22 protein-coding genes are annotated in these 21379 nt (G+C 68.7%); 4 read left to right on the forward strand and 18 right to left on the reverse strand.

From position 1 onward, the window contains the following. Together VB739_RS10475 and VB739_RS10480 are read left to right on the forward strand one after the other, a co-directional pair. On the forward strand, nucleotides 1-999 hold a 999-nt coding region (locus tag VB739_RS10475), incomplete at its 5' end, for a transglutaminase domain-containing protein (protein WP_323357008.1). Nucleotides 1000-1009: 10 nt separating this feature from the next. Next, entirely contained in the window at nucleotides 1010-1819 is an 810-nt protein-coding gene (locus VB739_RS10480; protein ID WP_323357009.1) for a pentapeptide repeat-containing protein, read from the forward strand. A gap of 18 nt (nucleotides 1820-1837) precedes the next feature. On the opposite strand, the gene VB739_RS10485 is transcribed toward VB739_RS10480, so the two are convergent. From VB739_RS10485 to VB739_RS10510, 6 genes are all read right to left on the reverse strand, one after another. Beyond that, entirely contained in the window at nucleotides 1838-3949 is a 2112-nt protein-coding gene (locus VB739_RS10485) for a hypothetical protein (RefSeq protein ID WP_323357010.1), read from the reverse strand. A 266-nt stretch (nucleotides 3950-4215) separates the two neighbouring features. After that, on the reverse strand, nucleotides 4216-4980 hold the full coding sequence (locus VB739_RS10490; RefSeq protein ID WP_323357011.1) for a hypothetical protein: 765 nt from the start codon (nucleotides 4978-4980) through the stop codon (nucleotides 4216-4218). Beyond that, nucleotides 4977-5684, reverse strand: coding sequence for a PilN domain-containing protein (locus tag VB739_RS10495; RefSeq protein ID WP_323357012.1), 708 nt, complete (start codon nucleotides 5682-5684; stop codon nucleotides 4977-4979). The genes VB739_RS10490 and VB739_RS10495 overlap by 4 nt, the downstream gene beginning before the upstream one ends. Continuing rightward, complete coding sequence (locus VB739_RS10500) at nucleotides 5681-6559, reverse strand: hypothetical protein (RefSeq protein ID WP_323357013.1); 879 nt, start codon at nucleotides 6557-6559, stop codon at nucleotides 5681-5683. The genes VB739_RS10495 and VB739_RS10500 overlap by 4 nt, the downstream gene beginning before the upstream one ends. 57 nt (nucleotides 6560-6616) lie before the next feature. Further along, a complete protein-coding gene (locus VB739_RS10505) occupies nucleotides 6617-7804 on the reverse strand; it encodes a quinone-dependent dihydroorotate dehydrogenase (protein ID WP_323357014.1) in 1188 nt (395 codons plus the stop codon). Between the two features lie 10 nt (nucleotides 7805-7814). Then, on the reverse strand, nucleotides 7815-8609 hold the full coding sequence (locus VB739_RS10510; protein WP_323357015.1) for a ribonuclease H: 795 nt from the start codon (nucleotides 8607-8609) through the stop codon (nucleotides 7815-7817). A gap of 73 nt (nucleotides 8610-8682) precedes the next feature. Between VB739_RS10510 and VB739_RS10515 the strand changes: the two genes are divergently transcribed. After that, on the forward strand, nucleotides 8683-9423 hold the full coding sequence (locus VB739_RS10515; protein WP_323357016.1) for a DUF3747 domain-containing protein: 741 nt from the start codon (nucleotides 8683-8685) through the stop codon (nucleotides 9421-9423). Nucleotides 9424-9749: 326 nt separating this feature from the next. On the opposite strand, the gene rplL is transcribed toward VB739_RS10515, so the two are convergent. From rplL to gloA, 9 genes are all read right to left on the reverse strand, one after another. Beyond that, on the reverse strand, nucleotides 9750-10136 hold the full coding sequence (rplL, locus tag VB739_RS10520; RefSeq protein ID WP_216906680.1) for a 50S ribosomal protein L7/L12: 387 nt from the start codon (nucleotides 10134-10136) through the stop codon (nucleotides 9750-9752). Nucleotides 10137-10200: 64 nt separating this feature from the next. Then, complete coding sequence (gene rplJ, locus VB739_RS10525) at nucleotides 10201-10728, reverse strand: 50S ribosomal protein L10 (RefSeq protein ID WP_323357017.1); 528 nt, start codon at nucleotides 10726-10728, stop codon at nucleotides 10201-10203. A gap of 259 nt (nucleotides 10729-10987) precedes the next feature. Beyond that, entirely contained in the window at nucleotides 10988-11635 is a 648-nt protein-coding gene (locus VB739_RS10530; protein WP_323357018.1) for a GDSL-type esterase/lipase family protein, read from the reverse strand. 9 nt (nucleotides 11636-11644) lie between these two features. After that, nucleotides 11645-12352, reverse strand: a complete 708-nt coding sequence (gene rplA / locus VB739_RS10535) for a 50S ribosomal protein L1 (protein ID WP_323357019.1) — start codon at nucleotides 12350-12352, stop codon at nucleotides 11645-11647. Between the two features lie 76 nt (nucleotides 12353-12428). After that, complete coding sequence (gene rplK, locus VB739_RS10540) at nucleotides 12429-12854, reverse strand: 50S ribosomal protein L11 (RefSeq protein WP_254944870.1); 426 nt, start codon at nucleotides 12852-12854, stop codon at nucleotides 12429-12431. A 158-nt stretch (nucleotides 12855-13012) separates the two neighbouring features. Continuing rightward, nucleotides 13013-13738, reverse strand: coding sequence for a transcription termination/antitermination protein NusG (gene nusG, locus VB739_RS10545; protein WP_323357020.1), 726 nt, complete (start codon nucleotides 13736-13738; stop codon nucleotides 13013-13015). After that, on the reverse strand, nucleotides 13738-14031 hold the full coding sequence (gene secE, locus VB739_RS10550; RefSeq protein ID WP_416233320.1) for a preprotein translocase subunit SecE: 294 nt from the start codon (nucleotides 14029-14031) through the stop codon (nucleotides 13738-13740). Before secE ends, nusG begins: the two co-directional genes overlap by 1 nt. A 48-nt stretch (nucleotides 14032-14079) precedes the next feature. After that, a complete protein-coding gene (locus VB739_RS10555) occupies nucleotides 14080-16884 on the reverse strand; it encodes an ATP-dependent Clp protease ATP-binding subunit (RefSeq protein WP_323357021.1) in 2805 nt (934 codons plus the stop codon). Continuing rightward, nucleotides 16874-17275: a lactoylglutathione lyase gene (gene gloA, locus VB739_RS10560; RefSeq protein ID WP_323357022.1), complete on the reverse strand. Its 402-nt coding sequence runs from the start codon at nucleotides 17273-17275 to the stop codon at nucleotides 16874-16876. Before gloA ends, VB739_RS10555 begins: the two co-directional genes overlap by 11 nt. Nucleotides 17276-17404: 129 nt before the next feature. Here gloA and eno point away from each other — a divergent pair, with 129 nt between their 5' ends. Next, on the forward strand, nucleotides 17405-18700 hold the full coding sequence (gene eno, locus VB739_RS10565; RefSeq protein ID WP_323357023.1) for a phosphopyruvate hydratase: 1296 nt from the start codon (nucleotides 17405-17407) through the stop codon (nucleotides 18698-18700). Nucleotides 18701-18713: 13 nt separating this feature from the next. Here eno and VB739_RS10570 read toward each other — a convergent pair whose 3' ends face one another. Genes VB739_RS10570 through VB739_RS10580 form a run of 3 tightly spaced genes read right to left on the reverse strand, consistent with a single transcriptional unit; the run spans nucleotide 18714 to nucleotide 21362 of the window. Further along, the gene (locus VB739_RS10570; RefSeq protein WP_323357024.1) at nucleotides 18714-20411 is read right to left on the reverse strand and encodes an AarF/ABC1/UbiB kinase family protein; all 1698 of its coding nucleotides are present in this window, start codon (nucleotides 20409-20411) and stop codon (nucleotides 18714-18716) included. Next, nucleotides 20411-20755 carry a hypothetical protein gene (locus VB739_RS10575; RefSeq protein ID WP_323357025.1) on the reverse strand — a complete coding sequence of 115 codons (345 nt, stop codon included), beginning with the start codon at nucleotides 20753-20755 and terminating at the stop codon, nucleotides 20411-20413. Before VB739_RS10575 ends, VB739_RS10570 begins: the two co-directional genes overlap by 1 nt. A 34-nt stretch (nucleotides 20756-20789) precedes the next feature. Continuing rightward, a complete protein-coding gene (locus VB739_RS10580) occupies nucleotides 20790-21362 on the reverse strand; it encodes a hypothetical protein (protein WP_323357026.1) in 573 nt (190 codons plus the stop codon). Nucleotides 21363-21379: the final 17 nt, after the last annotated feature.

Below are 21379 nucleotides of genomic sequence, written 5' to 3' on the forward strand. Positions count from 1 at the left end.
GGCGACTGGCGCCGCGCCCCCCCCGGCCCCGGCGACCTGCTGCTGCCACTGGGTGAGAACCCGCGGCTGGAGGCCCTGGCCGGCGAATGGCGGCGTCTCGGCAGCGACCGGGAGCGGCTGAACGCCGCCGCCAGCTGGTTCCGCGGCCAGCCCTTCCGCTACAGCCTCGAGCCCGGGGCCCTGCCCCGTCAGGCGCCCCTCGACCACTTCCTGTTCGAGAGCCGGCTCGGCTTCTGTGGTCACTACGCCAGTGCCTTCACGACCCTGATGCGGGCCGCGGGGGTGCCGGCGCGGGTGGTGAGCGGTTACCGCGGCGGGCAGTGGGTGCAACCCGTGGGCGGCACTGGCTACATCGACCTGCGCCAGGCCGATGCCCACGCCTGGAGCGAGGTCTGGCTGCAGGGGGAAGGCTGGCGGCGGGTCGATCCCACCGCCTGGGCGGACGGAGACCCCCTGGCCAGCGCGACGGCGGGGGCCAGAAGCCGTGCCGGCGGTGGCCCGTGGGACTGGCTGCAGCAGCAATGGTGGGGCCTCGACATCGCCTGGGCCCGCTGGTGGCTGGGGTACGACAGCGAGCAGCAGCAGGCCCTGGTGGCCAGGCTGCTGGGGGAGCAGCGCCACCTGCTGGGGGTGGTGGTGCTGCTGGCGGTGGCCATCAGCCTGGCCGCCAGCCTGGGGGGCCTGGGCTGGCTGGGCCGCCGCCGCAGCGGCGATCCCCTGCGCCTGGAGTTGGAGCGGACCCTGCGGGCCTTCGCCCGGCAGGGCATGGCCCCGGCGGCGGGGGAAACCCTGGGCGGCTTCGCCCGGAGACTGGCGGAGCGCTGGCCATCCCTGGTCGATCCCCTGGAGGCCTTCGTGGCGACCTACCAGCAGCACCGCTTCGCCAGCGCCCCCAGCCGGACGGGACGACGGCAGGCCCAGCGGCTGGGACGGGTGCTTCGCCGTTCCCTGCGGACCGGCAACCTCCCGGCGGAAGCGGTACAACGGGACCACCCCTGAACAGGCGACCATGACCACGCTCCAAGGGTCAGGCCGCGTTGTCGCTGCTTCGGCGCTGCTGGCCCTGCTGCTGGCCGGCCCGGCACGGGCGGGAAGCGACGCCGATCTGATGCGGCTGCTGGGTCAGCGCAACTGCCCACGCTGCAAGCTGCAGGACGCCGACCTGGTCCACGCTGACCTGCGCGACGCCGACCTGCGGGGCGCCAAACTCCAGCGCGCCAACCTGGGCCAGGCCCGCCTGGACGGGGCACGCCTCGAAGGCGCCGATCTCAGCTTCACCAGCCTCCAGGGCGCGTCCCTGCGGGGCGCAGATCTGCGGGGCGCCAGGCTGGAAGGCACCGATCTACGCCAGAGCGATCTCAGCGGCGCCCAGCTCGATCCCGGCGGGCTGGCCCGCAGCCACTGGCAGGACGCCCGCGGCGTGGGCCCCGAGGTGTTGAGCTACCCCGAACTGCACAACGCCGGGGTCACCGCGGCCCTGGAGGGCCGCCATCCCCAGGCGGAGCAGCTGTTTTCCGAGGCGATCCGCCTGCAGCCCCAGGCCGCGATCAGCTGGGTGGCCCGAGGCCTGAGCCGCACGGAACAGGGCAAGACCGAACTGGCCGCCCAGGACATCAACTATGCCGCCGTTCTCTACGGCCAGGCCGGCGAGGAGGAGCAGGCGAAACAGCTCACCGACGTGGCCGCCGCCCTGCTGAAACCCGGCAAGAAAGCCAACCAAGGCAGCGGAATGGGCGGCCAGATGCTCTCCGGAGCCGCCGCGTTCGCCTCCGCCGTGGCCCCGCTGGCGATGAAGTTCCTGCTGCCGCTGGCCTTCTGAATCAGGGGGTGTCCCCGCTCAAGGGGTCATGGGGGGCTGGGGCTCGCCGCCCAGGAAGGCGCGGGAGGCCGGGGTGGAGGGCTGATAGCCATAGCCGAAGGTACCGCCTTCGGTGTCGTTGATGATGCGCGGCGTCACCATGATCACCAGCTCCCGCTTCTCGCGGTTGTTGGACGAAGCCCGGAAGAACTGGCCGATGATGGGAATGTCGCCCAGGATCGGCCACTTCGAAACCAGGGCCCGATCGAAATCGGAGATCACCCCGGTGAGGATCAGGGTCTGGCCATCGCGCACGCGCACCACCCCCGTATCCAGACGGCGAATCCGCAGGATGCTGATGGGGGGGCACTGATCGCCGGCGCTGACCTCCCGTTCCACCGCGGAGATGCTGGGGGAGAGGGAGAAGGTGACGAAGCCGTTGTCGTCGATCTTCTGCACGCGGGCCCCCAGCACCAGACCCGCCGTCGACAGTTCGCTGATGGTGCAGCTCACCGTGGCCGAGGTTCCGGTCACGTTGGAGGTGACGTTAGTGGGCACGTTGATCCCTACCCTCACGACCCCTTCATTGCCCCGTTTGCGCCCGATCGGGGCATCGATGTTGTCGAAGGAGGAGGAGAAGAGGCTGGATCCGGAGGTGTCACCCCCACCACTGCTGCCACCACCGCCGGAGGCATCCTCACGCAGGATGGAGGGATCCTCCTGAAGGATCAGAGTGGGGCTGGCCAGCACTTTGGAGTTATCGGCCAGGACACGGGCCTGGAAGAAATCGAAGAAATTGTTGTTGGGATAAAGCGGCTGACCCGTCGCTCCGACCGCCGCGCCTGGATTGGTCTGTCCTTGGAAGCCCGCGAGGGGAGTCCCCGGCAGCAGAGGCGCATCCAGGGTTCTCTGGAAGGAAGATCCACCCAGAACACCACCGAAGTTCGCCGCCAGGGTGCCGTTGTCATTGACGATGAAGTTGTTGCCCCAGCGGAAGGCGAAACTGTTGTAGAGATCCGTGTCGTTCTGAAGGTTCACATCCAGGATCTTCACCGACAGCGCCACCTGCCGCTGGCGCAGATCCAGCTGCTTGAGGTACTGCTCGGCGATGGTCACCAGGCCAGGTGCGCCCACCAGGGTGATGGTGCCCAGACGGGTGTCGGTGGTGGCCCGCAGGCCGATGAGGGGGCCGTTCGTGGCCCCGAAGGACTCCACCGTCGTGGTGGTGCTGGCGGTGGTGGTGGAGGCCGTGGGGCTGCCGGCGGGAGCGGCGGTGGCGGCGACGCCCTCGGAGACGGCGGTGGTGATCGTGTTGGTCTTGGTGACCTGGGCCCCCAGGTTGGCCAGATAGTCGGCGGCTGCATTCGCCGGCACCTGGTTCAGCCGGTACACCTTGGAGAGCTGGGCGCCGAAGCTCTTGGCCAGCACGTTGGGGCCGGCGAAGATCGTGTTGCCGTCGCGCTTGCCCTGCAGTCCAGCGGCCAGGAGCGCTGAGTTGATCGCCCGGCCATAGCTTTCGCGGCGGAACGAGATCGAGATTGGGCGCATGCCCGCTGCCGCGGGTGTGGCCGCTGCGCCAGTGGCACCTGGCGCCGGAGATTCATCCACATAGACGAACCCGTACCCCCCCAACTGACTGAGGGCCATCAGCACGTCCTTGGCAGGCGCGTTGCGCAGGGTCATGGTGACCGGCGGGCCGCTCACGTTCACATAGCTGGGATTGCTGATGGTCATCGATCCCACCGCCATGTCCCCCAGCGGCGGGGCCACGGCCCGCGGCTGCAGCGGCGGGATGAAGCCAGGCTGGGGCACCCTTCCGGGTGTGGTGAAGTTGGGGGAGAGCGTCTGCAGGGTGCTCAGCGTCGGGGCGTTGAAGGTGAGGATCAGGCTGCGGCCGTCAGCGCTCACCACGGGCCGGCCGAGGGGGAAACCCGGGGTGGGGGAGACCCTCAGTTCGAAAAGGTTGCCCGAGCCGTCGAACGTGATTCTCTGCATCCCGGCCTCGGGGAGGGACAACTGCACCGGGCCGCGCCGCAGGGCCATCGGGGTGGCGGTCTGCAGCCGGCCCAGCCAGATGGCGCCCTGGGTGGTCTGCTGCAGCACTGGTGAAGGGCCGGTGCCCTCAATCACCACCTCGACGGAATCAGGCATGCGCCGCAGCTTGATGTCGAGCGAGCCGCTGGCCTGGGCGATGTCAGCGTGCCGCGAAGCGGAAGATCCTCCTCCCGGGACGGGGACAGCAGCGGACGCCATGGCCGCCAGACCGGTCCCCTGCTGCAGGACCACGACACCAAAAGATGCAGAAAGAACGTGCCGCCACTGACGTTTTGCCACGCTCCGTTGATCTCCGAATCGGTCGAATGGTATCTGCACTTGTGTGAAACGGCCAGTTGCCGGATCCCGTTGCATCGGCATGGTCAGTTCGGAGTTGCTGGGGTTGCTGGGGCTGGAGTCGGTGCGGGTGCCGCGTCGGCGGCAGGTGGCGCTGAGGGGGCTGGAGTGCGGCTGTAGAGGCCCAGGGTGAGCTTCATGACGACCTCTGGAGTGGGGTTGACCCGTCGGGCGTCCGTGGCTCCCGTTTCGGTCAGGGTGAGGTTGAGGTCGCTCTGCACAACCAGCACGTTGAGGGCTTCGAGGCGCCGCAGGAACGCCAGAAGCGAAGGGAATGACCCTCGGGCCGATAGGAGCAGCGTTCGTTGGGTGAGACCCTGAAGAGCCAGGGGATCCGACGGTGCGGCCGGAGCGGCTGGGGTGCCAGGCGCTGGGGCGGCGGGCGCCGCGGCGCCCGTCTGCGCAGCTGGGGTGGCGGCCGCCTGGGTGGGCTCGAACAGCGTCAGCTGAACGCCCGAGGCCTCGGCCTCGCGGTCGAGGATGGCCACAAAGGTGGACAGGTCGCCGTTGCCCGTGATCAGCCGCTCGATCTTGGCCTTGCTGGCCATGGCCGCCTCGGTGTTCTCCTGGGTGGTCACCAGCTGCCCCCGCATCAGGGTCACCTGATCACGCAGTTGCTCCAGCTCCTGGAGGCGCTGGCTGTCGCGTTGGAGCGTGGCCCAGAGGGGCAGCAGGCCGGCGAGAACCACCAACAGGCCCAGCCCGCCCAGCACAGCCGCCGGCAGGAGCAGCCAGATCAGGCGCAGGCTGGCAACGGGAAGCCTGGAGGATCCTTGCTGAAGATTCGTCATGGGATCAGGCCCTCCGCCTGGAGCAGTTGGAGCCGACGCACCATGCCCTCCGATCCAAGCTGCCGCATCACCACCAGCTGCCGGGCGGGAGGCAGGCTGGCGAAGGGACCGACGAGTTCGAAACGGACCGCAGCTGGGGCCGCCTGCCCGGCCTGCCCGGCCACAGGGGCGGCGGCAGGGACCCTCTCCAGCTTGACGAGCGTCACCCCCTTGGCCTCCAGTAGGGGCGAGCGGGCCAGCTCCAGCTGCAGGGCATTGATGCGAGCAAAGGCCAGGGGATCCAGGGCCTGACCTTTGAGCACCAGCTTCTGGTCCTCGGCTTCGACACTCTGCAGCTGAATGCCCTCGGGGATGCGCAGCTGCAGGTCGGCCAGAAGGGCCGAGGAGGTGCGCAGGGTGGTGAGGCCCTCGGTGAGGCTGCGGGTGGTGGTGGTGAGTTGGTCGAGCTTCGCCTTGCTGGCCGTCATCTCGGCCTGCATCTGGGTGGCTTCGACTTCGAAACGGGTGAGCTGGGCGGTCTGGGACTTGACCACCAAGGAACGGAGGAGCACCAGGGCGGTACCACCCACCGCCATCACCAGCACAGCAGCTCCGATCAGGGCACCCCTGATCAGCAGCGGACGCCGATCCAGCAGCGCCGTGATCATGCTCTCCTGGCCGAGCTCCTTGCGCCGTTCCCGCAGCAGATCGAGAGGTGCTGTCATCGGACCCTCTCCACCATCGCCAGCCCTTGGAGGACCAGAGATCCAAAAGGCTGGGTGGTGAGAAGTTCGGCGCGCACCCCAAGCGCGTCCTGGAGCTGATCCTGGCTGGCAAGCGGCGCGCTGAGCAACAGCCGGAGCCGATGCACGGAAGGATGGCGGCGTCGATAGAAGGCCACGCAGCGGGTCACTTCCCGAACGAGCTGATCATCGTCCTCGGGCAGAGGCCAATCGAAGACCGGCTCGGCGCGACGCAGAAGCAGCAACCGCCCCCCCCCCGGCAGCGGATGGATCAGCAGAGTCAGGACATCCTCCGCCGTGTGCTCCAGCAGCGCATTCACCGCCGCCAAGCGACAGGACTGGGCCGGGGCCAGCCGCTCAAGCGGGACTCCGGCCAGGTTGAACACCTCGATCCAGTCGTCCACCAGCTTCCTGGACGCCACGGCCAGCAGCATGCGGGGGTTGGCACCCGGCAGGGGCTGCAGATCGATGGTCGCTTCGCTCAGTGGAACGGCAAGACTGAGGGGAGGATCGATCGTCCGCAACGCTTGGATGGGGTCATCGGGGATCGCCTCCAGGGGCCAGTCGATGACGCGCCACTCGGCAGCCCCCTCGGGAAGGGAGGCGAGCACGACGGCATCCAGCAGACCGTCGCGCACCATCAGATCGCCGATCAGGTCACCAAGGGGTTCTTTCTCCAGGGGCTGGCCATCCAGGCAGGTGAGCGGAGGCAGGGGCAGATCGATGCTCACCGGCTCTGGCCCATTTCCCCGCAAAACCTGTCCCATCAAGGCGTCGTCCTGCAGCTCCAGCAGCAGCCGTCGTGGCAGGACTTGCGCTCGGATCGGTCGCAGACGGTCGTCCAGATCATCCTTCAAGCCGATCAGGCCAGAAAAAACCAAGACTCCGATCCGATGCCTGCGAAAGTTACCGACTTATGGGCGCCAAGGCATCCCCGAACCTACAACTTCAGAAAGCGTCCTGCAGCCATGGCGATCGAGCTGGTGGCTCAATCCCTCCAGAATCGATGGCACAAGTGCGGGGCCTTCGTAAATCCAACCCGTGTAGATCTGGATCAGGGACGCTCCTGCACTGATCCGTTCCCAGGCGGCCTCGGCTGAGTCGATGCCGCCCACACCGATCAGCGGCAACGCAGGACCTGCGGTCGCCCGCAGCCGCCGCAACACCTCCACCGCCCGCCGCCGCAGGGGCCGGCCGCTCAGTCCTCCGGCTTCTTCGGCGAGGGTCTGCCCCGTGGCCTGCAAACGGCGCCCTTCGAGTCCGAGTCGATGGACTGAGGTGTTCACGGCGATCACGCCAGCCAGGCCTTCCTCGTAAGCGAGTCGGGCGATGGTGTCGATGGCGTCATCCTCGAGATCAGGCGCGATCTTGACCAGCAGGGGAGGGCAGGCCGGCAGGCGCCGCAACCGCTCCACCAGTCGCCTGAGCTGGGCCTCCTCCTGCAGGTCGCGCAGCCCCGGGGTGTTGGGCGAGCTCACGTTGACCACCGCGTAGTCGGCCAGCGGAGCCAGCAGCTCCAGGGAGGCGGCGTAATCGTCGGGGGCCATCTCCAGCGACACCGCTTTCGATTTGCCGAGGTTGATGCCGAGCACCGCGGGCCGCTGCCCCGGCGGGGGCAGCCCCTGGCGTTCCAGGGTCCGGCGCACGCCCCTGGCCCCGTCGTTGTTGAAGCCCATGCGGTTGAGGGCGGCCCGCTCCTCGGCCAGCCGGAACAGCCTCGGCCGGGGATTTCCCTGCTGGGGCTGCCAGGTGATGGTGCCCAGCTCGGCGAAGCCGAAACCGAACAGATGCCAGATCGCGGCCGCCACCCCGTTCTTGTCGAAGCCCGCAGCCAGCCCCACCGGGTTGGCAAAGCGACAGCCGAACAGTGTCTGCTCCAGGCGGGGATCCCGCCGCTGCAGCTCTGCCCCCAGCCCCGCCAGGCTGCCGCTGACCAGGGGCCAGCGGCGCCGCAGGGAGGCCTGGCCCAGGGCCAGAAGCGTCAGACGACTCAGCTGCTCGGCGTCGGCACCGTCGTCACGTCGCAGCAGCGGCTCGACGAAGCGGGCATAGAGGGCGCCGGTTCCCACCTGGCCGCCGCCGGTCGATTGCTCCTGCGCCATTCCTACCTCCTCACTGCGGCCTGGCCAATCCTCCCGTGCCGCGCTCCAGGCGCCAGCTCCCGTTGCCCAGGGGCCTCACGAGCCAGTCGCGCCAGAGCCAAGGATCGCCTTTCCCCTCAAGGGTGGCGGTGGGCACCTCCAGCAGCCGGGCGAGCTCCACGGCCCGCAGGCTGTAGCCGCCTGCGGCAAGCCGATCGGCCAGCTCCATGCGGGAGAGCAACTGCTGCAGCGAGCTGGGGGCCAGATCCACAACGTCGGGAACCGCCACCTCCTCTGTCACGTCTGCAGCCACGTCTTCTGGCACCGCCTCAACCGCGACGCCGGATCGGCTTTCCACCGCCAGGTTCGGGGTCTGGCCGCGGGAATAGGCGACGGCGATGGCATCGCAGCGGTCGTTGTCCGGATCGCCGCTGTGGCCACGCACGTGACGCAGGGCAAGCCCAGGCAACCTGGCGGCATCGAGCAGCTCCCAGAGATCGCGGTTGAGCACAGCCCCACCGGAGGCTGTCCGCCAGCCCTTGCGCTTCCAGCCGGCCATCCACTTCTCGAAACCATCGATCAAATAGCGGCTGTCGGTGCGCAGCACCAGATCGGGATGGCGCGGCAGATCCCGCAGGGCCTCCAGCACCGCCAGCGCGGCGGTGAGCTCCATGCGGTTGTTGGTGGTGGCCGCTGCCGCCCCACCCAGCTCCCGCCGGGAGCCGTTCTCAAAGCGCAGCAGGGCGCCCCAGCCCCCCGGGCCTGGGTTGCCGCTGCAGGCCCCGTCGCAGGCGGCAGCCACTACCCGCACCGGACGATCACCCATGGAGTCCCCTTGACAGCATCGCTTGAATGAGACCCTCTCTCCCGGAGAACGCCCGGGCCCTGGAGGTGTTCCCATGCAGCGAACCTACCTGGCCCTGGCGGGCCTGGCCCTGGCCGGAGCCGGCCTGCCGATGGTGCAGCCCAGGCTGGCCATGGCCGCCGGCCTGTTCCAGAGCACGGAGGTGGACCCCCAGAGTTTCGCGGTGCTGGCGAGGCCGGTGGGCGACAACGACTGGACCCTCCTGGTGCTGGAGCAGCTGGCCGCCCAGCCCTCCTGCTGGCAGGCCCGCCCGGACGGGCTGGTGGATCCAACCCTGAACCGGTTCGACTTCACCGGCATCTGCAATCGCTACCTCGACAGCAACGGCTATTCCCTGCGGGTCGCCGACCAGGACATGGGCACCACCTATCGCCTGCAGGTGCAGCAGGTGGGCTCCCGTCTGGAGCTGCAGGCCGTCTCGCCTAGAAGTTCCGCCGTCCTGGTGCTGGGAGGGGCCGAGGTTCCCCTGCGGGACCGGGACGGCTTCGTCGCCCTCACGCTCGAACCCGGCTGGGATCTCAAACGCCGCACCTACGAGCAGAGGTCCCTGTCCCACCTCTACTTCGCCAGTCCGGCCCCCCTGGAGCAACTGATCGCCCGGGCCGGCGGAGGCGAGACGTTCCGGCGCCCCCCGGGCCGGGCCGAACTCCCCGGCATTGCCACCACCCCGCCGTTGCTCGACCAGCGCAACGACAGCATGGGCTCGGGGAGCTCCGGTCGGGCGATCGCCCTCCAGGTGATTCCCTACACCGAGGCCAATGGAGGGGGTCTCTGACCCCATCGCTTGATCCCGTCTGCGGCCCTGGTCCGGGACCAGTTGAATCACCGGACTCCTCACCCCCCACCTGCCTTCCCCCTCAATTAATCTGATCTGGTGAGGAGTGAAGGACGCTCTTCCAGGGTCGAAACGAGGACAGACTCCCGGAATCGTTCCATCTCCAGAGCCCTGCCTTCGGCGGGGCTCTTTTTTTATGGGTTGCCCTCCCTGTGCCCGGGGCACGCGCGCAGCCGTCACCGGACGCGACCACGAAAAAAGCCGGCCCCGAAGGGCCGGCGTGGAAAGGAAGGGGTCGCCGGGCCTGAAGACCCGACGGTGGCCGGTCACTTGATGGAGACCTTGCCACCCACTTCTTCGATGCTCTTCTTGAGAGCTTCGGCATCGTTCTTGGAGATGCCTTCCTTGACGGCCTTGGGAGCGGCTTCGACAAGGGCCTTGGCTTCGCCCAGACCGAGGCCGGTGGCCTCGCGGACGGCCTTGAGCACCTTGATCTTGGCGGCCGGATCGAAGCCATCGAGGATGACGTCGAATTCGGTCTGCTCCTCAACCGCCTCGGCGGCGGCGCCGGGGGCGGCGGCGGCCATGACGACGCCGGCCGAAGCGGCGGCGGACACGCCGAAGGCCTCTTCGATCTGCTTGACGAGCTCGGAAGCCTCAAGCAGCGAGAGGGTTTTCAGTTGTTCGAGAATCTGGTCGGTGGTAGCGGACATGGGGGGGAATCAGCAACAGAACGGGAGGATCGGTGGAGCCCAGGGGTTCGCGAAAAAAGCGAACTCAACCTTCGCCGGATTCGGCGTGTTGCTTGAGCGCCCTGGCGAGACCGGACGGAACCTCGTTGATGCCCACAGCCAGCTTGGTGGCCAGGCCATTGATCGCACCGGCGATCTGGGCCATGAGCACCTCCTTGGAGGGCAGATCCCCGATGGCCTGGATGTCGGAGGGGGACAGGAGCTTGCCTTCGAAAAGGCCTCCCTTCACATCCGACTTCTTGGTGTCCTTCTGGAAGGACTGCAGGGCCTTCACCGCACCGCCGACATCGCCCTTGACCAGGACGAAGGCATTGGTGCCCGTGAGCAGGGAATCGAGATCCGACCAGGCGCTGTCACCATCAATGGCACGGCGCATCAAGGTGTTTTTGGTCACCTTGCACACACCGTTGCTGGCCTGCAGACGGGTCCGCAGATCAGTCATCTCCTTGATGGTCAGGCCCTTGAAATCGAGGACCAGCGCCAATTCGGCTTCACCGAGGAGCCCTTTGAGCTCTTCGACGATCTGTTGCTTGTTCTCCAGCGTGCGGCCCATAGGAAGTGGATCGGATCGGGGGAACAAGCAGGGAACGCAGCCCGGACAGCCCCCCGGGTAGGGAAGCTTCGAGGCCGCTCATCGCTCCGCTCCGATCTGAGTGACTCCGTTGGAGACCCCATCCCAGGCAAAAACCAATCGCGTGTACCTCGGCAGGACTTACGACAAGGAACGAGCGACCGGAATCGACGACCCTGACGACCTGCTGTCTTGGGTTGGGCGCGTGCCCTTCTGGACGAATCCAGTTGTTCAACCTACATCACGGCAGGCCCAGTTCCCGTAGCCGCGCCTGCCAACGGGCGTAACCGGCGGCGTTGAGATGCACGCCATCCACCGTGTAGGCGCGCTTGAGACCATCGGCGTCCGCCATCACCGTGGTGAGATCGACGTAGTCCCGGGCTGGCGTCTGCTGGGCGAGCCGCTGGTTGAGTTCCGCCACCCGCCGAACCCCGTCGGCGCCACAGCGAAAGCGGGCACAGGGAATGGTGGACTGGACGATCACCCGCGCCCCGGTACCAATCTGGAGGCCGGTGCGCAGCCACTGGATCCGGCCGGCGATGCGGCCGGGGTCGTAACCCCAGACGATGTCGTTGATCCCCACCATCACCAGGTAGGTGGCGGCACCGGTCTGGCGGATCGACGGCAAACGGGCCATCAGCTGGACGCTGGTGTCGCCACTGACGCCCTGGTTGTGGACCACGTGAGCGGGGAACGCCGCCTGCCAGTTGCCCTGGGCTGTGAGCGAATCACCGACGAAGGTGACCACACCACCGCCACGGCTGGACGGTGATCCGGAGGACTCCGGCGGCAGGGCGCCTGGCTCGGAGCGCAGGCCCCACCCCAGCATCAGCAGGGTGAGCGGAACGGCCACCAAGCCACCGATCCGCACCCAGGACAACGAAGGCACGGGCGGGCTTCAGCTGTCCTGCTTGATGTCCTGGAGAGCAGCGAAGTCGACCTGCACCGAGGGGCCCATGGTGGAGGCGACATAGAGGCTCCTCCAGTAGCGGCCCTTGGCACCGCTTGGCTTGTTGCGGTCGATGGTTTCCTGCAGGGCCTTGAGGTTCTCCAGCAACTTGGCGCTGGGGAAGCTGGCCTTGCCGAAGCGCACGTGAACGATCCCGGCCCGGTCGGCCCGGAACTCCAGTTTGCCCGCCTTGAACTCGTTGATGGCGCCAGCCAGATCGGTGGTGACGGTGCCGGCCTTGGGGTTCGGCATCAGACCACGGGGACCGAGCACCCGGCCGAGCTTGGCCACCTTCGGCATCATGTCGGGGGTGGCGATGAGCAGATCGAAGTCGATGGCACCGCCGGCGATCTGATCCACCAGCTCATCGTCGCCGGCCAGGTCGGCACCGGCGGCCTTGGCTTCGGCCACCTTCTCGCCCCGGGCGATCACCGCGATGCGGATGGTCTGACCGGTGCCGTTGGGCAGGGCCACGGTGGTGCGCAGTTGCTGGTCGGTGTACTTGGGATCAATGCCGAGGCGCACATGGGCCTCGATCGTTTCGTCGAAGCGGGCGGTGGCGGTGTCCTTGACCAGCTCGATGGCTTCGAGCGGGTCGTAGGAGCGGTCCTCCACCTTGGCGGCGAGGGCCGTGAAGCGTTTGGAGATTTTTGTCATGACAGGAAGGGGTGCGGACGACCGTGGGCGGTCTCCCCCAGGTAGGTGAATGGAGTGGAACGACGCCCGAGGGGGGTCAGTCGCTGACGGCAACGCCCATGTTGCGGGCAGTGCCTTCGATGATGCGCATGGCCGACTCAACGCTGGCGCAATTGAGGTCGGGCAGTTTGGTCTTGGCGATCTCCTCGAGCTGGGCGCGGCTGATGGCACCCACGGAGCCCTTGGCGGACGTGGCGGCACCTTTGTCGATGCCGGCGGCCTTGGAGATGAGCACCGAAGCGGGCGGGGTCTTGGTGATGAAGGTGAAGCTGCGGTCTTCAAAGACCGAGATCTCCACCGGGATCACGTACCCGGCCTTTTCCTGGGTGCGGGCGTTGTACTCCTTGCAGAACGCCATGATGTTGACCCCGTGCTGACCGAGGGCAGGGCCCACCGGTGGTGCGGGGTTCGCTTTGCCGGCCTGGAGGGCCAGCTTGATCACAGCTACGACTTTCTTGGCCATCGTCTGGACTAGGGGACGGAACTCCCTTGCGGGAGAGCGGGACGGGACTCCCTCGCGGGAGTGCTGCGGATCGCCGGGGCGGTGGACGGCCCGGCAGCGTGGCGGTCCCGTACGGGACCACCCTGGGCCGCCCTCCGCAGGGAGGCGGCCGCCACTGATCAGCTCTGTTTGCTGATCTGGGAGAACTCGAGCTCGACCGGGGTCTCCCTGCCGAAGATCGACAGGAGGGCCTTCAGCTTGCTGCGCTCACCGGAGACTTCGATCACCTCGCCCTGGAAGTCCTTGAACGGACCGGCGGTGACGAGGATCTGATCGCCTTCGGTGAGGTCGACCTTGAGGACAGGCTTCTTCTCGGCGGCACGCTTGAAGATGCGATCCACCTCCTGGCGGCTGAGGGGCCGCGGCCGGATGTGGCCGCGGGCCTTGCCGGTGGCGCGGCGCTCCTCCTGGCCCACAAAATTGATGACGTTGGGAGTGCTGCGCACGGCCATCATCGTGTCCTCATCGAGAACCATGCGCACCAGCACGTAGCCGGGAAACACCTTCTCCTCGATGGACTGGCGGCTGCCGTCCTTCTTGAGCTTGACACCAGGGGTCTGGGGGATCTCGATCTCGAGGATCCGGTTGCTGACCCCCAGGGTGACGGCCCGCTGCTCGAGGGTGGCCTTGACCTTCTTCTCGCAACTGGAGGCCACCTGAACCGCGAACCAGCGGGCCACCTGGGGCTTGGTGGCTTCACCCGCTGCGGCGGCACCGTCTGCGGCGGCAAGGTCGCCCCCCTCGGCGGCAAGGCCAGGGCCTTCGCCAGGAAGCTCCAGCACCTCGGGGGCGTCCGGTTCGATCTCGGGCACGGTCTCGGGCACGGCAGACAGGGGAAGGGTCATCAACGGAAGATCTGGGCCGATCCCCAGTGATAGAAGCGATCGATCGCGGCAATGGCTGCGGCCGAAAGGCTCACCATCAGGATCACCGCCACCGATTCGCTGAACAGCTGCTGGCGGCTCGGCCAGACAACCTTGCGCAGTTCCGCGAGGGTGACCGCGAGGAAACCGGTGGGGGTCTCCTCTTCTGGCGAGGCACCATCCGGCCCCTCGTCGGGATCGGACAGGCCATTCCTCTGGGCCAGGGGCCCATCGGGACTGCTCGTGGTGGTGGTGACGGGGGGGATGGGTTCCACGGTGTGGAGGCGATGGCTGCCATTACGTCGGCAAGCATCGACAAACGATCACCCTACCGGACGTCCTTCCCCTTCGGCCCTCAGGGGAACGAAGCGAAAGCCCCCGTCCCCGGGGCCGGCGAGCTCCAGCCGCACACCCCTGGCGCCGCTGAAGTGATCCTCCAGCAATTCGGTGGCCAGGGGATTCTCGATGCGACGGCGCAGCACCCGCCGCAGCGGGCGGGCGCCGTACTCCGGCTCGTAGCCCTGCTGGGCCAGTGCCACCACGACGGCCTCGTCCAGCTCCAGCTCCAGGTGCTGCTCCCGCAGCAGGGCCGCCAGCTCCGCCAGCTGCAGCCGCACGATGCGCTCGAGATCGGTGCGGGCGAGCGGCCGGAAACGGATCACCTCATCGATGCGGTTGAGAAATTCCGGGCGGAACTGGCGCGACAGGGCCTCCTCCACCGCCAGATCAAGGGCACGCTCCTGGGCCAGCTCGCCCTCCTCCGGATGAAGGGAAGTCCTGCCGCCATCAGGGCTGGAGCCGGAGCGGGCCCGGTCCAGGATCGCCCGGCTGGCCAGGTTGCTGGTCATGATCACCACCGTGTGGCGGAAGTCCACCGTGCGGCCCTGGGAATCCGTGAGGCGGCCGTCGTCGAGCACCTGCAGCAGCAGGTTGAACACATCGGGATGGGCCTTTTCCACCTCATCCAGCAGCAGCACCGCGTAGGGACGGCGGCGCACGGCCTCGGTGAGCTGTCCCCCCTCCTCGTAACCCACGTAGCCGGGGGGTGCCCCCACCAGGCGGGCGACGGCGTTGCGCTCCATGAATTCGCTCATGTCCAGCCGCACCAGGGCCTCCTCCTCATCGAAGAGGGCCGACGCCAGGGCCTTGGCCAGTTCGGTCTTGCCCACACCCGTCGGCCCCAGGAACAGGAACGACCCCACCGGCCGGGTGGGGGCCTGCATGCCGGCCCGGGACCGGCGGATCGAGGCCGCCACCGCCGCCACCGCCTCCGGCTGGCCGATCACCCGCCCAGCCAGCCGCTGCTCCAACTCGAGCAGCTTCTGGCGTTCGCCGGCCAGCAACTGCTGCACGGGGATGCCGGTGGAACGGGCCACCACATCGGCGATGTCCCCCTCCTCCACTTGCTCGCGCAGCATCGGATCGCTCTGCAGCTCCGCCTCGACGGCGGCGCGGCGTTGCTGCACTCCGTGCAGTTGGTCGTACTGGAGCCGGGCCGCCTCCTCCAGGTCCCCGTCCCGCTCCGCCTCAGCGATGGCATGGCGCAGGTCCTCGTCCTGGTGCATGAGCTCGCGCAGTTCCTCCAGACGCTCCCGCTCCCCCGCCCAGCGCCGCTGCAGGCGTTCGAGCTGTTCGTGGGCGCAGCGCCGCTGCTCCTGCAGCTGCAGACGTTCCTCCAGCGGAGCCGCCTCCGCCGCCAGCAGCTCCAGCTCCACCCGCCGCAGGTCCGCCTCCGCCGCCTCCACCACCTGGGGCTTGGAGGTGGCCTCCATGCGCAGGTTGGCGGCGGCCTCGTCGATCAGGTCGATGGCCGAATCGGGCAGGCAGCGGTCGCTGATGTAGCGGGCCGCGAGCCTGGAGGCTGCCACCAGGGCCCCATCGGTGATGGTGACACCGTGGTGGAGCTCGTAGCGCTCCTTCAGCCCCCGCAGGATCTCGAGGCAGGTGGGGCCGTCGGGCTCGCGGATCACCACCTGCTGGAAACGACGCTCCAGGGCCGGGTCCTTCTCGATGCTGCGGCGGTAATCCTCGGGGGTGGTGGCGCCGATGCAGCGCAGGTCGCCCCGGGCCAGCACCGGTTTGAGGATGCTGGCCGCATCGGTGCCGGAGCGATCACTGCCCACCACCGTGTGCAGTTCATCGATGAACAGCACCACCCCGCCCGCACGGCCCTGCACCCCGTCGCTGTCGCGGACCTCCGCCAGCACGCTGCGCAGGCGTTCCTCGAACTGACCGCGGAACTTGGCCCCAGCGATCAGGGCCCCCAGATCCAGAGCCACCAGCCGCAGGCCCCGCAGGGCATCGGGCACCTCGCCGGCCACGATCCGCTGGGCCAGGGATTCGGCCACCGCGGTCTTGCCGACGCCGGGCTCACCGATCAGCACCGGGTTGTTCTTGCTGCGGCGCGAGAGCACCTGGATCAGCCGGCGGATCTCCGGATCCCGTCCCACCACCGGATCGAGTTCTCCGGCCCGGGCGGCGGCGGTGAGGTCGCGCCCGTAGCGGGCCAGGGCACCTGGTTCGGGATCGCCCTCCCGCTGCAGGGTAAGGCCGGTGTCCGGCTCTGGCACTGGCACTGGCGCCGGCACAGGGGCCGGTGCCGGCGGCGCTGCGGGTGGGGACACCGCGACGGATGGGATGGCGGACGGCAGCGGCCGCCACTGGCGCAGCAGCAGGTCCTCGCTCAGTCCCTCCTCCACCAGCAGGGACGCCCCGATGCGGGGATCCACCAGCAGGGCCAGCAGCACATGGGGGACATCCAGCAGCCGGGATCCCCAGGCCGCCCGGCGGCGATCGGCCTCCTCGAGCAGATCTTCGAGGGCATCGCCGATATAGAGCGTGCCGCCGTCGCCACCAGGCTGATCGGCGCAGAAGGTTTCCAGTCGATCGAGCAACCGGTCCTCGTCGAGGGGCAGCGGCGCCACCCAGGTGGCGAAGCGCCGGTTCAGCAGCAGGGTGAGCAACAGGTGCTCCACGTCCATGGCGCCATGGCGCCAGCGCCTCGCCTGCTCCTGGGAGGCGATCAGCAGATCCCAGGCGGCGTCGCTGAAGCGGTCGGGATCGCTCGTGAGGCTGGCGGGAGTGCCCGCCGGCTCCCGGTCGTCGCGCAGGCGGGGATCAGGGCGCATCGGACCTTGACGACGTCTGGATCAGTTCCACCTTGTAGCCGTCGGGATCCTCCACGAACGCGATCACGGTGGTGCCGTGCTGCTTCGGGCCGGGTTCGCGCACCACCCGACCGCCCTTGGCGGCGATGGCCGTGCAGGTGGCGTAGATGTCATCGACGCCGATGGCCAGATGGCCGAAGCCGCTGCCGAGTTCGTAGGCCTCGGTGCCCCAGTTGTGGGTGAGTTCCAGCACGGTGGTGTCCTTCTCATCGCCGTAGCCCACGAAGGCCAGGGTGTAGGAGCCACCGGGATAGTCCTTGCGGCGCAGCAGCTTCATGCCGAGCACCTCGATGTAGAAGCGCAGGGAGCGCTCCAGGTCGCCCACCCTGAGCATGGTGTGAAGCAGTCGCATCGGTGCTGGACCAGCTGGAGCCATTCTGACCAGGGGGCCGTGGGCCCGGGCCATGGCCGGACGGTGGTGCAGGGAACACAGGCAAGGGTGGAGGGCCACCCATAGGATTCGCCCACCAGCACACTCCCTGTGTACGACTCCCTCGACCTCGTCATCGACTCCATCGTGGCCCGTGAGGTGCTCGACTCCCGGGGCACCCCCACGGTGGAGGCGGAGGTGTACCTGGAGGGAGGCGCCTTCGGCCGCGCCATCGTCCCCAGCGGCGCCAGCACCGGCGCCCATGAGGCCCACGAGCTGCGCGACGGCGAGAAGGCCTACTTCGGCAAGGGCGTCAGCAAGGCGGTGGAGAACATCGAGGAGCGCATCGCCCCGGCCCTCTGCGGCCTGAGTGCCCTCGACCAGGGCGCCGTCGACGAGGCCATGAACGAACTCGACGGCAGCGACAACAAATCGGCCCTCGGTGCCAACGCCATCCTGGCGGTGAGCCTGGCCACCGCCCATGCGGCCGCCAAAGCCCTGGGCCTGCCCCTCTACCGCTACCTGGGCGGCCCGATGGCCACCCTGCTGCCGGTGCCGCTGATGAACGTCATCAACGGCGGCGCCCACGCCTCCAACAACCTCGATTTCCAGGAATTCATGCTGGTGCCCCATGGGGCCGGCAGCTTCCGCGAGGCCCTGCGCATGGGCGCCGAGGTGTTCCACACCCTCAAGGGGCTGCTCAAGGATCAGGGCCTCTCCACCGCCGTGGGCGATGAGGGTGGCTTCGCCCCCGACCTGGCCGGCAACGACGCCGCCGGCGAACTGCTGATGCAGGCGATCGAGAAGGCCGGCTACCGCCCCGGCGACCAGATCTCCCTGGCCCTCGACGTGGCCAGCACCGAGTTCTATGCCGATGGTCGCTACGCCTTCGGCGGCGGCAGCTACACCAGTGCCGAGATGGTCGACCAGCTGGCGGCCCTGGCCAGCCGCTTCCCGATCGTCTCGATCGAGGACGGCCTGGCCGAGGACGACTGGGAGGGATGGCGCCTGCTGACCGAGCGCCTGGGGAGCACCGTGCAGCTGGTGGGCGACGATCTGTTCGTGACCAACACCACCCGTCTGCAGCAGGGGATCGAGCAGGGCATCGCCAACTCGATCCTGATCAAGGTGAATCAGATTGGCTCACTCACCGAAACCCTGCAGGCCATCGACATGGCCAGCCGTGCCGGTTACACCAGCGTGATCAGCCACCGCAGCGGCGAAACCGAGGACACCACCATCGCCGACCTGGCCGTGGCCACTCGCGCCGGCCAGATCAAGACCGGCTCCCTCAGCCGCAGCGACCGGGTCGCCAAGTACAACCAGCTGCTGCGCATCGAGGACGAACTGGGCAGCCAGGCGGTCTATGCCGGGGTGGACGACAGGGGCCCGCGGGGCCGCGGCTGAGGCTGGCCGCCGATCACTCCCGGCGTGATGCTGCGGCGACACCCGGGAGTTGGTCGAGGCGGCCATCGCGCTTGAGCCGCGATTGCAGCTTCAGCCAGGAGAGGCCCACCGGCAGCCCCAGCACCAGGGGCACCGCCACCAGGGCGGGGCGGCTACTGGCTGCCAGCAGCGCCGCCGCCACCGCCAGGCCCCCCAGCAGGAACGACTGACCGGAGCTCTGCTGGGCCAGGGCCAGGCGCCGCAGCAGCCGATCGGTTTCTCCGGCGCGAATCAGCACCTGCAGATCCCCCTGCTCGATGCGGGAGAGGCTCTCCTCCAGCCGCCGGGGGATCCCCAGCGCCCGGCTACCCACCTCCGCCGCTTGGCGCGAGATCTCGTTGAACAGTTCATTCGGGCCGTTACCGCTGGCGGTCATGAGGGGCAGCAGGTAAGGACGGGCGATGGTGACCAGGCTAAAGCCCGGATCCAGGCTGCGGCCCACTCCTTCGAAGGTGGAGAGGGCCCGCATCACGAAGATGAGTTCCGGTGGCAGGCGAAACGGCTGGTCGTACACCAGCTCATACAGATCGCCCGAAAGCTTGTCGAGCACATTGGCGCTGAACGGCGGCGTGAGCGCCTCAGTCAGCATCACCCGCACCAGCCGTCGCACCGGACCAGGGTCAATGCCCTGGGCGATCACGCCGGCCTGCTGCAGCTCGTCCACCAGGCCGGAGGCATCCCGGGCCGCCGCGGCCCTCACCATGCGCCCGATCCGGCTGCGCAGGCGCTCGGAGATCTGGCCCATCATGCCGAAGTCGTAGTAGATCAACGAGCCATCTCCGGCGACCGCCAGGTTGCCGGGATGGGGATCGGCGTGGAAGAAACCGAAGCGGACCAGCTGCTGCAGGTAGCTGGCGGCTCCCTTTTCCGCCACAGCCGCTGGATCGATCCCGGCGCGGACGAGGGCCTCCCGGTCATTGATCTTGATGCCGGGCAGGTAGTCGAGGCAAAGCACCCGGCGGGAGCTGAGTTCCCAGATCACCGCAGGAATGCGGATGCCGGGATCATCGAGAAACTGCTGCCGGAAACGGGCGGCGTGCTCCGCCTCCAGGCGGAAATCCAGCTCCCGCAGCAACACCCGGCGGCATTCCTTGGCGATGCCCACCCAGTCGCGGCCAGCACCCCAGCGGGGATGGCGCTGCACCACCGCCGCCACCTGCTGCAACACCTCCAGATCCAGCCGGAACAGTCGCTCCAGCCCGGGCCGCTGCACCTTGAACACCACCTGCCGGCCGCTGCGCAGGCTGGCTCGGTGCACCTGGGCCAGGCTCGCCGAACCGAGCGGCTCCACCGCCAGATCGATGATCTCGGCCCGGCGCTCGCCCAGCTCCTGTTCCAGCAGGGACTCCACCACAGGGAAGGGGAACGCCGGCACCCGGTCCTGCAGATGGGCCAGCTCCTCCACCACGTCGGCGGGGAGCACATCGGGGCGGGCCGAGAGCAGCTGCCCCAGCTTGATGAAGGCGGAGCCGAGCTCAAGGAACTGGGACGTGAGCCAGCGGGCCCGGCGGCGCTGGCGGGCGGCCTGGCGCTCGGGGGTGCGCCCCCCCGGGTAGCTCCAGGGACGGCCATCCCACCACAGGCCAGCCAGCAACTGGACGACCAGACGCCAAATGCGCAGGGGGCGCCAGAAGCGGGACAACAGGATCCCGGGGCTGGAGGGGGCCGCCATCAGGCTTGCCCCGGAGACCGCGGCGGACCTTCGGGGGCGGCCGCGGGGACCTGATCGAGACGTCTGGAGAGTTCGGCCACCTTGGCCCTCAGGGCATCGATCCGCTCCTGGGGGTCGTCGGCGGAGCCGCCCCTTGCTGGGGCCGCGGCTGCGCTGCGGTCGTTCTCGATCCGTTCGGCTTCCATGGACACCTCCTCCCAGAACAGGCTGAGTTCCTGCTGTACGCGGGTTGGAGCCTCCTGGGCGAGCACCGCCAGGGTGGCCGCCGCATCGGCCAGACCGCTGCCCAGGCGGGCGGCCAGGCGGTTCATGGCCGCCTTGGCGAGGGACTGCGGCGCGCTCATGACAAGGCCGGAGGATTCACCGAACTGTGGCAGATCAGGGCTGGTTTCCGGGAGCCGGTGGGGCGCTCACCGGAGGCGGGGCGATCGGCGCGGGGCCGGCGGCCTCCCGCTCGCGGGCCGGCGGCGTTCGTGGCGGGGGGAGGGCGGGGGCCGACGGGGACTCGAGGTTTACGGGCCCAGGCGCTGCCGGCGGGTCGACGTCGGTGGGAGTCTCGGTCTGCTCGAGCAGCCGCTGCCGCTCCTGCGCTTCGCGCTCCTCCATGCCCCGCCGTCGCTCCTCGAGGTCGGCCTGCTCCTGTTTCTGCTGCTGCTCCAGGTCGATCAGGTCGAGGTCACCGCGAATCTCCCGGGCCTCGCCGCCGAAGCGCTGGCGCAGGGATTCCAGCGTCGTGCCTGGGGCGGCCTGGACATCGAAGCGCTGGCGGTTGCCCCGCTCCTCCTCACCGCCCAGACTCAGCAGCCGGAGACTGGCGCCGTAGCTGAGCCCGAAGCAGAGGCCGACGATCCACCACACCCGCCAGTCCCAGCCAGGGCGGGTTGCGGCGCGGGCGCGGGGCCCGCTGGGGGGAGTCCCGCTGGGCGTGGAGGGGGGCCTGGCCGTGACCATCGACGTCAGCACAGTCG

Source organism: Cyanobium gracile UHCC 0281 (genome assembly GCF_034931305.1).
Classification (GTDB): domain Bacteria; phylum Cyanobacteriota; class Cyanobacteriia; order PCC-6307; family Cyanobiaceae; genus Cyanobium; species Cyanobium gracile_A.

Excerpts from the sequence above, each read along its gene's own strand:
- VB739_RS10495 (WP_323357012.1), bottom strand. The coding sequence starts at position 5,684 with ATGACAGCACCTCTCGATCTGCTGCGGGAACGGCGCAAGGAGCTCGGC.
- VB739_RS10580 (WP_323357026.1), bottom strand. The coding sequence starts at position 21,362 with ATGGTCACGGCCAGGCCCCCCTCCACGCCCAGCGGGACTCCCCCCAGC.
- gloA (WP_323357022.1), bottom strand. The coding sequence starts at position 17,275 with ATGCGACTGCTTCACACCATGCTCAGGGTGGGCGACCTGGAGCGCTCC.
- VB739_RS10505 (WP_323357014.1), bottom strand. The coding sequence starts at position 7,804 with ATGGCGCAGGAGCAATCGACCGGCGGCGGCCAGGTGGGAACCGGCGCC.
- VB739_RS10575 (WP_323357025.1), bottom strand. The coding sequence starts at position 20,755 with ATGAGCGCGCCGCAGTCCCTCGCCAAGGCGGCCATGAACCGCCTGGCC.
- VB739_RS10485 (WP_323357010.1), bottom strand. The coding sequence starts at position 3,949 with ATGCCTGATTCCGTCGAGGTGGTGATTGAGGGCACCGGCCCTTCACCA.
- VB739_RS10480 (WP_323357009.1), top strand. The coding sequence starts at position 1,010 with ATGACCACGCTCCAAGGGTCAGGCCGCGTTGTCGCTGCTTCGGCGCTG.
- rplA (WP_323357019.1), bottom strand. The coding sequence starts at position 12,352 with ATGACAAAAATCTCCAAACGCTTCACGGCCCTCGCCGCCAAGGTGGAG.
- VB739_RS10555 (WP_323357021.1), bottom strand. The coding sequence starts at position 16,884 with ATGCGCCCTGATCCCCGCCTGCGCGACGACCGGGAGCCGGCGGGCACT.
- rplL (WP_216906680.1), bottom strand. The coding sequence starts at position 10,136 with ATGTCCGCTACCACCGACCAGATTCTCGAACAACTGAAAACCCTCTCG.
- VB739_RS10490 (WP_323357011.1), bottom strand. The coding sequence starts at position 4,980 with ATGACGAATCTTCAGCAAGGATCCTCCAGGCTTCCCGTTGCCAGCCTG.
- VB739_RS10570 (WP_323357024.1), bottom strand. The coding sequence starts at position 20,411 with ATGGCGGCCCCCTCCAGCCCCGGGATCCTGTTGTCCCGCTTCTGGCGC.
- VB739_RS10515 (WP_323357016.1), top strand. The coding sequence starts at position 8,683 with ATGCAGCGAACCTACCTGGCCCTGGCGGGCCTGGCCCTGGCCGGAGCC.
- VB739_RS10510 (WP_323357015.1), bottom strand. The coding sequence starts at position 8,609 with ATGGGTGATCGTCCGGTGCGGGTAGTGGCTGCCGCCTGCGACGGGGCC.
- rplK (WP_254944870.1), bottom strand. The coding sequence starts at position 12,854 with ATGGCCAAGAAAGTCGTAGCTGTGATCAAGCTGGCCCTCCAGGCCGGC.
- rplJ (WP_323357017.1), bottom strand. The coding sequence starts at position 10,728 with ATGGGCCGCACGCTGGAGAACAAGCAACAGATCGTCGAAGAGCTCAAA.
- nusG (WP_323357020.1), bottom strand. The coding sequence starts at position 13,738 with ATGACCCTTCCCCTGTCTGCCGTGCCCGAGACCGTGCCCGAGATCGAA.